This window comes from Actinomycetota bacterium (assembly GCA_041658625.1).
GTDB lineage: Bacteria > Actinomycetota > JAHEXW01 > JAHEXW01 > JAHEXW01 > JBAZZW01.
This window is the reverse complement of sequence record JBAZZW010000002.1, coordinates 75,768-88,804: the sequence shown is the minus strand read 5'-3', so window position 1 is coordinate 88,804 and position 13,037 is coordinate 75,768. Positions and strand designations below refer to the sequence as shown.

At 55.5% G+C, this 13,037-nt stretch carries 14 protein-coding genes; all 14 read right to left on the bottom strand.

The features are described 5' to 3' along the window. Nucleotides 1–73 precede the first annotated feature (73 nt). The 14 genes from gatB to WC891_05250 all read right to left on the bottom strand — a co-directional run bounded on the left by gatB (nucleotide 74) and on the right by WC891_05250 (nucleotide 12,998). Nucleotides 74–1,519, bottom strand: coding sequence for an Asp-tRNA(Asn)/Glu-tRNA(Gln) amidotransferase subunit GatB (gene gatB / locus WC891_05315; GenBank protein ID MFA5867366.1), 1,446 nt, complete (start codon nucleotides 1,517–1,519; stop codon nucleotides 74–76). A 46-nt stretch (nucleotides 1,520–1,565) separates the two neighbouring features. Further along, entirely contained in the window at nucleotides 1,566–3,035 is a 1,470-nt protein-coding gene (gatA, locus tag WC891_05310) for an Asp-tRNA(Asn)/Glu-tRNA(Gln) amidotransferase subunit GatA (protein ID MFA5867365.1), read from the bottom strand. A gap of 7 nt (nucleotides 3,036–3,042) precedes the next feature. Then, nucleotides 3,043–3,333, bottom strand: a complete 291-nt coding sequence (gatC, locus tag WC891_05305; GenBank protein MFA5867364.1) for an Asp-tRNA(Asn)/Glu-tRNA(Gln) amidotransferase subunit GatC — start codon at nucleotides 3,331–3,333, stop codon at nucleotides 3,043–3,045. Nucleotides 3,334–3,425: 92 nt separating this feature from the next. Beyond that, nucleotides 3,426–4,118, bottom strand: a complete 693-nt coding sequence (locus tag WC891_05300) for a type II CAAX endopeptidase family protein (protein ID MFA5867363.1) — start codon at nucleotides 4,116–4,118, stop codon at nucleotides 3,426–3,428. Continuing rightward, on the bottom strand, nucleotides 4,108–6,102 hold the full coding sequence (gene ligA, locus WC891_05295; protein MFA5867362.1) for an NAD-dependent DNA ligase LigA: 1,995 nt from the start codon (nucleotides 6,100–6,102) through the stop codon (nucleotides 4,108–4,110). The genes WC891_05300 and ligA overlap by 11 nt, the downstream gene beginning before the upstream one ends. 648 nt (nucleotides 6,103–6,750) lie before the next feature. Then, entirely contained in the window at nucleotides 6,751–7,479 is a 729-nt protein-coding gene (locus WC891_05290; GenBank protein ID MFA5867361.1) for a UPF0280 family protein, read from the bottom strand. Between the two features lie 10 nt (nucleotides 7,480–7,489). After that, the gene (locus WC891_05285) at nucleotides 7,490–8,131 is read right to left on the bottom strand and encodes a LysE family transporter (GenBank protein ID MFA5867360.1); all 642 of its coding nucleotides are present in this window, start codon (nucleotides 8,129–8,131) and stop codon (nucleotides 7,490–7,492) included. Further along, the gene (locus WC891_05280; protein ID MFA5867359.1) at nucleotides 8,121–8,672 is read right to left on the bottom strand and encodes a hypothetical protein; all 552 of its coding nucleotides are present in this window, start codon (nucleotides 8,670–8,672) and stop codon (nucleotides 8,121–8,123) included. The genes WC891_05285 and WC891_05280 overlap by 11 nt, the downstream gene beginning before the upstream one ends. 13 nt (nucleotides 8,673–8,685) lie before the next feature. Further along, the gene (locus tag WC891_05275; protein MFA5867358.1) at nucleotides 8,686–9,579 is read right to left on the bottom strand and encodes a cysteine synthase family protein; all 894 of its coding nucleotides are present in this window, start codon (nucleotides 9,577–9,579) and stop codon (nucleotides 8,686–8,688) included. Nucleotides 9,580–9,591: 12 nt separating this feature from the next. Then, the gene (locus WC891_05270) at nucleotides 9,592–9,783 is read right to left on the bottom strand and encodes a DUF6485 family protein (GenBank protein MFA5867357.1); all 192 of its coding nucleotides are present in this window, start codon (nucleotides 9,781–9,783) and stop codon (nucleotides 9,592–9,594) included. 1 nt (nucleotide 9,784) lies between these two features. After that, nucleotides 9,785–10,294 carry a DJ-1/PfpI family protein gene (locus WC891_05265; protein MFA5867356.1) on the bottom strand — a complete coding sequence of 170 codons (510 nt, stop codon included), beginning with the start codon at nucleotides 10,292–10,294 and terminating at the stop codon, nucleotides 9,785–9,787. A gap of 2 nt (nucleotides 10,295–10,296) precedes the next feature. Continuing rightward, entirely contained in the window at nucleotides 10,297–11,406 is a 1,110-nt protein-coding gene (locus WC891_05260) for a methionine synthase (GenBank protein ID MFA5867355.1), read from the bottom strand. Continuing rightward, nucleotides 11,373–11,780 carry an NIL domain-containing protein gene (locus WC891_05255; protein MFA5867354.1) on the bottom strand — a complete coding sequence of 136 codons (408 nt, stop codon included), beginning with the start codon at nucleotides 11,778–11,780 and terminating at the stop codon, nucleotides 11,373–11,375. The genes WC891_05260 and WC891_05255 overlap by 34 nt, the downstream gene beginning before the upstream one ends. A gap of 3 nt (nucleotides 11,781–11,783) precedes the next feature. Beyond that, nucleotides 11,784–12,998 carry a homocysteine biosynthesis protein gene (locus WC891_05250; protein ID MFA5867353.1) on the bottom strand — a complete coding sequence of 405 codons (1,215 nt, stop codon included), beginning with the start codon at nucleotides 12,996–12,998 and terminating at the stop codon, nucleotides 11,784–11,786. Nucleotides 12,999–13,037: the final 39 nt, after the last annotated feature.

Sequence of the window (13,037 nt, the reverse complement as noted above, 5' to 3'; positions counted from 1 at the left end):
TTTTCTCAAGAACATCTTTATAGTTTAATTTAGCCAGGCGCAATTCGCAACTTGACGTGGTTGTCCTTAAGGCTTAAGCGAGGCGTTCTTTTAGTATCTTGTTGACCAGGTCGGGGCTAGCCTTGCCTTGTGTCAACCTCATTACGTTGCCGACCAGAAAGCCGACCGCTCTGGCCTGGCCGCCCCGAAAATCTTCGACTGCTTTTGGATTCTCGGCAATGACCTGGTCTATAATTTTGGTTAAGGCGTCCTCGTCGGTTATCTGTACATGGCCCTTTTCCTCGACGATAACCGAAGGCAGCTTGCCGGTTTCGAAGCTTTCCTTAAAAATATCCTTGGCCATCTTGCCGGAAATCGTGCCCTTGTCGAGAAGCTTCAAAAGATCGACCAGATGCCGCGGCGTGAAAGCCGTCTCGTCGATCTCTGCGTCGGTTTGGTTAAGCGCGGCCGAGACCTCGTGAAGGAGCCAGTTGACGGCTTTCTTAGCGTCCGAACCGCCGGCAACGGCTTCCTCAAAGAAATCGCCAAGGGGCTTATTCAGAGCCAGAACTTTCGCCTCGTCTGTTTCCAAGCTGAAGTCGCGCGCCAGGCGTTCCGCCCGTGCGTCGGGCAGTTCCGGCAAAGCGGCTTTAAGCTTGGCGACCTCGTCCTCGTTCATCAAAATGTTGACGAGGTCGGGGTCGGGGAAATACCTGTAATCGTGCGCCTCTTCCTTACTGCGGAGAGAGATCGTTACGCCTCCCGCGTCGTCCCAGTGCCGCGTTTCCTGAATGATCCTGTCACCGGCGGCAATCATTTTGGTCTGGCGGGCGATTTCGTATTCCAGGGCTTTCCTTAACGCCCGAAAAGAGTTCATGTTCTTGACCTCGGTCTTAACGCCCAGTCCTGCCTCGCCGAACTCGCGCAAGCTAACGTTGGCGTCGCAGCGCAGGCTTCCCTCTTCCATGTTACAGTCGGATATGCCCAAAGCGAGCAGGATGCTCCGCAGTTTGACCATAAAAGCGCGAGCTTCTTCCGAGCTTCGCATGTCGGGCTCGCTGACGATCTCCATCAGCGGGACGCCGGCCCGGTTAAAATCGACGATACTGTAGTCGGCGCCGTGTATCCGTCCGCTTTGTCCCTTATGTATAAGCTTACCGGTGTCTTCTTCCATGTGGACGCGCGTTATGCCGATCCGACGCGTCCCTCCGCCGTCGCCGACGTCCAGGTAGCCGCCGACGGCAATCGGCAAATCAAATTGAGAGATCTGATAGTCCTTCGGCATATCGGGGTAGAAGTAATTCTTCCTGGCGAACTGGTTTAGCGGTGCGATGGCGCAGTTCAAGGACAAACCGATCATAGCCGCGGATTCGACCGCACGTTTGTTTATGACCGGCAAAACACCGGGATGGCCCAGACAGACCGGACAGACGGCCGTATTGGGCGGCTCACCGAACGTTACGGGGCACCCGCAGAACATCTTGCTTGCCGTATTCAACTCAACATGAATTTCCAGTCCGATGACCGTCTCTAGCGCCATGTCACATTCCTGTTTGTCCCAGAGGTCAGGCCTTTCTTCTTAAATGTCATAGGCCTGACCCCATAGGTGGTTTTTCTTTGAACTGGTAGGCCTGCTCAAAGGCAAACGACGCCCGCAGCAACGTCGCCTCGTCGAAAGGCTTGCCGATGATCTGTAGCCCTATCGGCAATCCTCCGGATAAACCGCACGGCAAACTGATACCGGGCAAACCGGCTAGGTTGACCGGGATAGTGCAGACGTCCGACAGATACATCTGCAGGGGATTATCGGTTTTCTCGCCTATTTTAAAGGCGACGGTCGGGCTGGTAGGCGAAACGACCACGTCAACACCTTCGAAAGCGTTGGCGAAGTCGTTGATAATCAGGGTGCGGATTTTTTGCGCCTGGCCGTAATAGGCCTCATAATAGCCGGCGCTTAAGGCATAGGTGCCCAGCATGATGCGGCGTTTTACCTCGGCGCCGAACCCTTCCGCGCGCGTTTTCATGTACATGTCGACCATATCCTCGACGTCGCGCGTGGTCCGGTGGCCATACCTGACGCCGTCGTATCGCGCCAGGTTGGAGCTGGCCTCGGCCGGAGCGATCAGGTAATAGGCGCTTAAGGCGTATTCCGCGTTGGGCAAAGTCACCTCGCTGACCTCCGCGCCCAATGAGGCCATCAGCTCTACCGCTTTGGAAACCGCCTCCTTGACCTCCGGTTGGATACCTTCGCCCATAAGTTCCTTGACGAGGCCGACCTTAAGTCCCTTAATATCTGTCTTTAGCGATTTCGTATAGTCGGGGATGTTCGTCCTGACCGAAGTCGAATCCCTTTCGTCGTAGCCCGCGATTACATTCAGCATGATCGCGCAGTCGGTAACATCCTTAGTGATCGGACCTATTTGATCAAGCGAACTCGCGAAAGCGAAAAGGCCATAACGCGAGACCAGGCCGTAGGTCGGCTTCAAGCCGACCACGCCGCACAGCGAGGCCGGTTGGCGAATACTACCGCCGGTGTCGGAGCCGATGCCCATAATGGCTTCGTCCGCCGCCACAGCCGCCGCGCTGCCGCCGCTGCTGCCGCCCGGTACGGTATCAGTATTCCATGGATTCCTGGTCGTTCCGAAATACGAAGTCTCAGTCGAACTGCCCATGGCGAACTCGTCCATGTTGGTTTTGCCGGTCATCACGATGCCCGCGTCGTACAATTTCTGGACCACGGTTCCGTTGTAGACCGGGAAATGATTGCTTAGGATACGGGATGAGCAAGTCGTCAGGACACTCTTGGTCGCCATATTGTCTTTGACGGCGACAGGGACGCCGGCCAGAGGACCGAGTTTCTCGCCGGCCGACCTTTTCTTGTCAATGGCCTTGGCCTCGGCCAAGGCCATCTCTTCGGTCAAGGTCACGTAGGCGTGTACGTCGGGTTCGACCTCGGCTATCCTGTCATAAACCGATTTGGCGACATCCACCGCGGAGACTTCCTTCGCGGTTAAGAGTTTCTGCACTTCGTGGCTGGTATACTCGAAGAATTCCATAACCTTTTCAGACGATTTTCGGGACGACGAAACCGCCGTCTTCTTGCTTGGGCGCGTTGGACATGGCTTCCTCGTTCGAGAGACACTTACCCACCTTGTCGTCCCGCAAAACATTGTTTAGCGGCGCGATATGCGCGGTCGGCGGGATCTTGGCCGTGTTCAGTTTCTGGATTTTCGCCGCGTGCTCCAAAATCTGCCCCAGCTGCCTGGTGTAGATCTCTTTTTCTTCTTCGGAAAGCTCCAGGCGCGCCAGGAGGGCTACGTGTTCAACGTCTTTTTTCGAAATGTTATCTGCCAAGGTGTCCCCCGTTGGTGACGCTGGTGATACTGGTGATGGAAGTGAATAACGTAAGTCTGATGATTATCACTTTCGTCACGTCCATCACTTCCTCACTTTACATAGAGAGTATACACGATAACAACCGACACTAGGTTGTTCAACGCGTGCAGAAAAAACGGGGCGGCCAAGGATCCTTCCTTTTCGTAGAGATACGCCATAATTACACCCATCAGGCCAGTCGGGAAAATCAGCCACGGATTGACATGGAATACACCGAAGACGGCGCCGCTTAGAATCATGGCCGGCCATGGTCCTAATGCCCGTTTGAAAGCCGGATATATAAACCCGCGAAAGTATATTTCTTCAACTATGGGGCCGATAAAAACGGCTACCAGGCAAGCCAACAAGAAGCCGACGGCGCCGGAGCCGAATAGCTCGGGAACGCGGCTGGTCAGTTCGGCCGGAGGTCTGGCGCCGAACCGTTCGGCAATCGTCGTCACAACGACCGAATAAACGAGGATGACAACGCGGATCGCGAACCACCAACCGATCGCCAAAGCAAGCGCCCGCGCCGGATTGAGCGGCTTTAAGCCCAGGTCTGATAGACGATTCCCATATTTGACAACCGTGAAGACGAGGACGACGAAGAATATGTAGAGATAACTTGTAGTGAGATAGAGGGAGTTGCCTAGCGCCGACGCGCCGAACCGAATATATTGGAGCATAAAAATCCCGCCCAGCACGGCTGACATCGACCAGATTACGTCGAACGTTCCCCATGTCTTCCGGGTGCTATTCTCCAAGTAGTTCCTTGAGTTCGCTTTCACCGATAACAGGGACCGATAAAGACCGTGCCTTGTCCAGCTTACTGCCGGGATTTTCCCCCGCGACCACATAGTCTGTTTTGGCGCTCACGCTGGAAGACACCCGGCCGCCCAAACGTTCTATCAATTCGGTTGCCCGCTCGCGCGTGAGAGATTCCAATCCGCCAGTGAGGACAAATGTCTTTCCGGCCAATGTCTGCTGAACTTTCTCCCGTTCTTCACGCATGTTCAGACCTGCTTGCTTTAGGCGCTCGATGACCCGAAGGTTTTCCGGTTGCCGGAAGAAAGTAGTGATGCTGTCGGCTATCTGGGGACCGACTTCAGGAATCGCCGTCAGCTCGTCTTCAGAGGCGCCGGCGATCTCGTCAATAGTCGCATATCGCCTCGTCAGCACGTCGGCCACGTGACTGCCGACGTGTCGTATTCCCAAACCGAACAGGAGGCTGGACAGCGGTTTCGATTTTGACTTGCCAATGGCATCGGATAAGTTGGCCGCCGCTTTATCAGCGAAATGGCCGATCTTTAAAAGCTCGTCCCGTTTAACATAGTAAATGTCACTTACGTCTTTGACCAGGCCAAGGTTATACAACTCTGTCGCTACGACCTCTCCGAAGCCCTCTATGTCCATCGCGCCCCGGCTGGCAAAATGCCCGATCCGCCGCAAAGCTTGCGCCGGGCAGGCAATATTGGTGCATCGAGTTACCGCCTCGCCTTCCGGTCTGACCGCGACCGCTCCACAGACAACACAGTGGTCGGGCATCTTAAATTCTTTTTCCCCGCCGGTCCGGCGGCTTACGACCGGCGCCACAATTTCAGGAATAACGTCTCCCGCTTTCTGTACCACCACATAATCGCCGATGAGCAGGCCTTTCCGCTTAATCTCGTCTTCGTTGTGGAGCGTTGCCCGGCTGACCGTGCTGCCGGCAATATGCACCGGTTCAAGCACCGCCGTCGGCGTCAGAGCGCCTGTCCGGCCGATGCTGACGGCGATATCGATAAGCTTGGTGACTTGTTGTTCCGCCGGATATTTATAGGCAATTGCCCATTTCGGGGCCTTGCTGGTGTAGCCAAGATGTTCTTGCTGATCAAAATCGTCAACTTTAATCACGATTCCGTCGATCTCATAAGGCAGGCTCTCCCGTTTGTCGCCCCATTCGGTGATGAATTCCCTTACTTCGTCTGACGAGGCAATCCGCTTTGCCTGCGGCATGATCTTGAAACCGGCTTCCTTGAGAAACTGAAGAACATCCCAGTGGGCCTGGAAAGAACGGCCTTCTACATAGCCGATGGCGTAGAAGATGGCATCCAGTTCTCGCGAGGCCGTTACCTTTGGGTCCATCTGGCGAAGAGTCCCGGCCGCCGCGTTGCGCGGATTGGCAAACAGCGGCTGTTCCGCCTCGGCCCGCTCCTTGTTCAACTTGCCGAACTGGTCTTTTGAAAGGAAGGCTTCGCCACGAACTTCAATGACCGCCGGCGATTCGTTTGGATTGAGCCGCATCGGTATCGATCGTATGGTCTTGATGTTGCCGGAGATGTCTTCTCCCGTCTCGCCGTCTCCCCGCGTCGCGCCGCGGGCGTAGAGTCCGTCGCGGTAGGTCAAGGCGATGGCCGCCCCGTCGACTTTCAGCTCACAAACGTAAGAGACTTTCTCCCCGTCCAGCGTCTTTGCCACGCGGTCAAAGAACGCGTCTAACTCGTCGAAGTCAAAAGCGTCGGCCAGAGAGTACATCTTTGCCAGGTGTTTGACCGACTGGAATCCCTCGGCCGGCGGCGCCCCGATCCTTTGCGTCGGGCTATCGGGTCGCACTAAATCAGGATGTTCCTCTTCCAGGGCGATGAGCTCCCGCATCAACCGGTCGTATTCCACGTCGGCCACTTCGGGTTCGTCCAACACGTAATACCGGTAATTGTGATGATTCAATATTTCAGTGAGCTTCTTGATTCTATCCGCGGGATTTGGCATGTTTTCAGCTTATCGGAAGGGCCCACAGGTCGCAACCGTTACAGCGCTCTAGAGCGCTGTAACGCCCCTGAACTGCGTCACTCCTGTTCTCCAAAGAACAGGAGTGACATAACTTGAATCTAGTCATTTGCGCAAATGCGGAAATGACGTTCTGCTTGGACTTATTCTCGAGAATGTGTCCTTGGGCCGCAAGCAGCACCCTCACTTTGACCCCCTCACCTTAAGGCCTGCCTGCCGGCAGGTATGGAGAGATACTTCTCCACTCGCTACGCTCGGTCGAAGAGTATTTTAGTCGAGCCCCCTTATCCGCGAGTCTAGATTGAGGGTGGGCGGGAGCCTCGACCCTGGGTTTCCTTCTTTCAGCTTTTAATAAGGCGGCTGGGCGCTTGAAGACGCCTTCCGCTTGCGCCAATCGCCAGGGTGGGGTGGGACGCCAGTCCAGGGGGCTTTTCTTTTTGAGGGTCAGCCATAAATATGATCGAGCGTGCGGACGTTCCGCGAATCGAGCGGAGAGCATTGTTTGCTCGGCGAGGCGACTTGAAACACGGGGTCAGGCCCTATCGCATAAGAAGAAAGGGCCTGACCCCAATGCACTAACGATGCTCGGCCGCGAGCTGCATGCGAGTCTATTTATCTGACCCGAGTGAGCTATTTTAGGGGTTCGAGTTCTATGTCTCCCCAGGCAGCCATTTTATCTTCTTTAATGATGATCGCGCCTGTCAAACCGGCGGCGTTTTTAGCCGCCTCAATGGCTTCTTCCAGGTCGTCTTGAGTATGGACCAGGTTGCCCAATTGGGTTGCCCAGGCGTCGGCCAGAGCGGCGTCGGGGGATATGGCTACCGCGGCGTCGGCCGCGCCGAAGCTTAAGCTGTGGCCGACGGTGCCGGAAGACGTGCAAACGCCGAGAGGCGTCTGGTCGGGTTGGATTACCAGAACCAGTTGTTCGCTAAGCGGCGATTCTCCCGCGTAGACAGCCATTCGCCGCGGCGCTTTTGTCACGATAAAGACATCGCCGCCGTTCTCCACGATTACCTGAGGGCTTTCGTTTAGGCAGGCCCGGCCGACAAACTCGGCTATCGCTCCTGCGACCGCGGCCATCGGACCGACGCCGGCGGCGGCTCCGGCAGCCGACATGCGCTTTACGATATCCGGCGCCGACTCCGGGACGCTATAAGGTTTATGAGTTTTGGCAAAAAGCGAGTGCGCGGCGATGAAACTCTCGATATCCCTTCTCGCCTCGCTAACGGCTCTCCTAGCCGCGCCGCTTAAGTCTGTCTCGCCAACCACAAACAGATCGGTCTCCCTCACGACAACCTCGCGTGAGACCAGACCCGGCGTCTTCATGGATTCCCTGTACCATCTGGGTTCGTATATCAAAACTTAAGCCTCATTCAAAGACGACGCGGGCGGCGATATAGACTCCGAATCCTGCCATCGCTACGCCGCCGATCGCGACAACCGCCCGGTAGACGCCGCTCTTAAGAGTATCTCTTCCAGCGGCCGTCGTGCCAATCAGAATAATGGCGACGGTCAATGTTCCCACCCAAAAAGCGGCCGGAAATACTATAGCTGATATCAGGCCGCCGTTCTCGAACGCCTTTCTGACCAATACCGCCCCAGCCGTTGCCCAAAAGGCGTACGCCATCGGGCTTAACAATTGCGCTGTCAGGGCGCGTTTGAACGACAGCGCCGGGCTGACCGCAGTAACCCCGCGCAAATCCTCAAGTTCACCGCCGCCCAGCGCGGACATTATCATATTTCCGCCCAGATAGAGCAGAAAAACCATACCGGCCAAAGCAAAAGTTACCTGAAGGGGCTTGGATGTCAGCAGTCCTTGAAGGATCAAAGCCATGGGAAGCATAACAAAAGCGTCTACGAGCACCGGGCCGGCCGCAACGGCGGCTCCTGCGCGCCAGCCGTATTTCAGGGTCTCTACGATCAGGAGCACAAAGATGGGGCCGGGAATAACGGCTGTGGCCAGCCCGAGCCCGAAGCCGGCAATAATGTACGATAAAACCTCAAGGAACATAATTCCCCTGGTCCATGACCTTCTGGACCAACCAGCCGGAGGACTGCTCGTTAACCTTTTGGTCGCAATAATGGCAAATCCAATCGGCTGTGGGGTCAATGCGGCCGCCGCATCTCGGGCAGGTTTCTGCCATCCCTGTCGCCGCGTCCGTGGCGTGTTCAAACCGGTACCGTATGAACTTTAGATACGTGATCGTTTCGCCTGGACCCTCGCCGCCTTGCCTGCGATTGCCCATATAACGCACATCGATCGTGTCGTATTCGCCTTCTTCGCCGATTGCCGCCAGCTGTAAGCCCTGAACGTCAAGCGGAATGTTGGGCGGCGGCGGCGCTTTCTTGAGAGCCTCGAGACAAGAAGTCGTCATGTCATCGGTCAGGTTGTCGAGGTGTCCCTGCCGCCAGGCGTAGTCAAGCTCCCTGAAAACATACAACGCGTATAGGAGAAAGATATGCTGAGACCAGCCGGGATGGTTATGCTTGAGGTTCTCGATCGCGCCTTCAAGTTCCTCTGAAGTCCCCCATATCAGGTCTTCGTCGCCCATAGCATCCTCCGCTCTAGTCGAATAACTCGGTGCTGACGTACCGGTCGGCCCGATCAGGCAGGATAACGGCGACAGTTCCTTGTTCCAGCTTCTCCGCCTGCCGGACGGCTTCAGCCATCGCCGCTCCCGAGGAAATGCCGACGGATAATCCTTCCTCTTTCATCAGACGTTTGGCAAACGCGAACGCTTCCTCGTCGGTAATGGGCACCTTCTCGTCTATCACCGTGAAATCAATAATGGGCGGCACGTATCCGTCGCTCAAGCATTTCAGCCCTTGAATCTTCGTGCCTGACCCGGGCTCTACGGCAATGATCTTCGTCGCTGGGCTGTCTTGCTTAAACCGCCGGCCGACTCCCGTAACCGTCCCTCCGGTTCCGATTCCGGCTACAAACACATCTATCTTACCCAGTTGATTCAGAAGCTCTGGCCCTGTCCCCTCGTAATGAGCCTTGACGTTGGCCGGGTTGGCGAACTGGTTCGGCATGTAATAAGCGGGGTCTTTCGACATCTCTTCCGCCGTCTCGATCGCCCCGGTCATCCCCAGGTCGCCAGGCGTCAAGAAAAGCTCCGCGCCAAAAGCCTTGAGAATCTTCCGCCGCTCCAGGCTCATGCTATCAGGCATGATTATCTTCAGCTTATAGCCCTTAACAGCCGCGACCATGGCTAGACCGATGCCTGTATTGCCGCTGGTCGGCTCCAGTATGGTAATCCCGATCTTTAGCAACCCGGCTCGTTCGGCCTCATCGATCATCGTAGCGGCGATGCGGTCCTTGACGCTGCCGCCGGGATTATGGCCCTCCAGTTTGGCGTAGATGCTGACGCCGGGTTTATTAAATAGAGCGTTTATCTTGACTAACGGTGTTTTCCCGATTGTGTCTGTCACAACCGGTTTTGGTTCAGGCGGCATGCTCTTCCCCTTCTATGAGTTTTCCTTGATGAACCGTTCTATCGAGCGGTCATATTCGCGTTCCACCGCGTCAGTGAAGAAACAAGCGGGAAGTTCTTCCCGTTTGCGATGATACCTTACACAATCGCAGCAAACTCCGTGGCGCTCGCATCCCGGATAAGAACAGTTACAGCCCGCTATGTTCGTGTCTTTTTTACACTCCATATCAGGTTATCGCCCCCAGCACCGCTTTTCCGAATTCTTCAGCCGCTTCCGGTCCGTCGGCGGTTATCACATTGCCGTCAACCTCGACGGGCGCTCCCGTATACTCTGCGCCGTATCTTGTCAGAGCGTCTTTCTCGCTGGGAAAACATGTCGCGCGCTTGCCTACCAGAACACCGGCCGCAGCCGGAGTATGCGGGCCGATACAAATTGCGGCTATGACTTTGCCGGCCGAATTGAAATCTCGCGCTAGTTTATGGGCTGCCGGGTCGTCAAAGAACTCCCTGGCGCCGCCGCCGCCGACATAGATAATCGCGTCATAATCGGCCTCAACGGCCTCCTTGACCAGTATGTCGATCGGGGCTTTGAGGCCGAACCTCCCTGTTGCCTCGCCTAACGAAGAACTGGCAACGGTTACTTCAACGCCTCCCGACTCTAGAACGCGGCGCGGCTTCTCGTACTCCTCGTCCCTGAATGTTTCATGAGCCACGACCATTAGAACCCTTTTAGACACGCCTAGCTCCCTGTAAACTGATGCGATACCGCGCTAAGCGTGGCCAGCACACTCTCCGTTAGGTCCTCGCTAAGCGAGCCCGTCCCACAGCTTGGGGTAAACATCGTCGCCACGCGTAACGTTTCCTGAGAAAAACCTAAGGTAGCCATTTGGTTTAGGAAACCCTCGTAGCGGAAGACCAACGCCTCCGCGCTTTCCGTTGTAGCCTGCTCGCTGGTCGGAACCATCCCCCAGGCAATCGTTCCGCCACGAAGGATAAACGCTCTCAGTTCGTCCGGATACAGAAACAGACTTTCACCGTAAGCATAGGCGTCCAGACTTAAGATATCCGCCGGTGTTTCCAACACCATAGACCAGTCGGTGTTGCCGCAGCAGTGTATTCCGGCTATGCCTTCGGCGGCGTGAATGGCCTCTACCACTTCGGTCAAGCTCTTAACAACCTGCTCCCTGGACACGCTGATCATTGCTGACGAGCCGAATGAAGCCAGAACCGGTTCATCAATGAAGATGATGCATTTCTTGCCGAATTCGGATAGTCTATCGATCTGCCACCTGGCTTTCATCGCCAGATTCTTGACAATCATATCGCGCAGTTGTTCGCTATAGAAAGACGCTTTACCAGTCTGATCCGGAAGACCCAACCCAAACGTTACCGGACCCGTTACGTGGCCTTTTAAATACTTGATCGGTTCCATGTCGTCGGTGAACCAAAGCTTCTCTTGGTAAGCGTAAAAGCCCGCGGAGTGCTTCTGGGTTATCGCGAACTCTTCCAGAAGGTCCGCGTTGTTGTCGTCAGTGAAGGCCAGGTACTTTTCATAGAAGTGCACAATGCCCTCGTCAAAAACCGGGCCTTCGGTGTTGAAAAACAGCCGGCGCTCTTTGCCGATCCAGACAACGCCGGGCAAGCCCTCGATAAACTGGGCGATCATGTCTTCTTCCGGCGCTCGCTGCGGCAGCTGCGGCCAGCACGGCGCGCCCGGTATGTATTTAAATATCAGGTCAAGAGCCTTACGAGCGTCGTGGTAAGGAAAACTCCCTATCGCGGTTGCCAGCCCGTGCGGCTTAAACGGGTAGTTGATTAAAAATGCACCTCCATCGCGCCCAGCGGACACGTCTTGACGCAGATCTCACAAGCGATACATTTTTCATCGTTGAAAACAACTTGACGAGTCACCGGTTCGTAAGTCAACGCGTCGGTTGGACAAATCGTCACGCAAGCGCCGCAGGAAGTGCAGCGTTCGTCATTGCGCTTAACGTCCCGGCCAATCGGATCGATTACTACACCCGACTCTTCCAGATACTTAATACCCTCGGCGAATTTGTCTTTCTCACCTTGAAGCTCGATGACCATAAATCCTTCTTCGTTCGGCGTGATCGAGGCTTTTAGGATGTTCATGACCAGGTCATAGTCTTTGATCAGCTTGTATACGATCGGTCTGTCAACAAGACGGTGCGGAAAATGCAGGACAAGTCGTTTTGTAACCATGGCTTATCCTTCCTCCGTCAGCTTGCGCTCGCGCAGAGGCTTGATCGTATCGGCCGTATCCGGCCCTGGCAGTAATTGGACCGGTCGTCCCAGCTCAAACTGCCCCGCCTTTATCCAGGCCTTCAGCTCTTCGGCGATTTCCCTGGCCTTGAAGTATGAACTGACGCTGGCCGTCGGGACCTTCTTGCCCTCGACCTCGATCTCTCCGCTCCTCAGCTGGGCGTAGGTGACCTCGCCGAGCGAGCGGCTGATCCCGTTGGGATAGTCATACGAGTAGTCGATGATCTGGGTAACCAGATCGGCGTCCTTCACGGCCACATACTCCAGGATTTCCTCGTTTAACAGAGGAATCGGCACGCCCAAGCCTACCGTTAGAGTCGCTCCGTAGCCCTGGAACGAGGTGCCGCGCAGCCATTGTGGTTTCATCTTCTTCAAATCACCGAGGACGGACAGCGTGCCGGCGCCTCCCTTTGGAGCCCCCTTATCTGTCCGGGCTACTTTGGGATTATGCTGCGTCCCTTGCCAAACCACGTAGCCTTCGCCGCCGCCTAAGAAAATGCGCGTGCCTATGCCGATTATCTTATATAGAGGGTCGTTGAAAAGCGGCGATAGCTGGCCGGACGTGCTATAGTGCGCGTTGCCGAGCTGCGCCTTCAGAACACCCATGTACGTGTATATTATCTTGTCGGATAGGTTGACAGCACAGTTGTAGTTCTGATAACCGTTCCTGATGTTCATCAGGATCGCCTCGTTAATGTCTTTGATGTTTATCAGAGTCTCAAGCTTCTTGCGCGGATAGCAGTCAGTGCCATACCCCGTCGCCTTCAGCGCTACGTCTTTCCCCGCGACCAGGTCCTCGATGACGTGGCCTCCGCCATACTTGAAGTCACCAGGGTGAACGCGATTCAAAGGATCGTCGGCCGGCAGCTCGGTCGCGCCGATGAACAAGTCAACCGCCGCGATTCCGCCGTATGCGGGGACGTCGTTCAAGGTCGCGTGCTGAATCTTGATCCGCGGCGTCGGGTGTCCGACGTTAAGAAACGCCCCCGACGAACACATCGGGCCAAACGTTCCGGTCGTCACGACGTCGACTTCCTTTAACGTCTTATCGACGCCCTTTTCCTTAATGACGTCGATGATTTCCTCAGCCGTAACGACAACAGCCTGACCGCGTTTAATCTTCGCGTTAATCTCTTCGTATGTTTTCGTAATAGCCATTCCGTACCTCCCGTGTGGCTCGCATAAACATTATAGCCA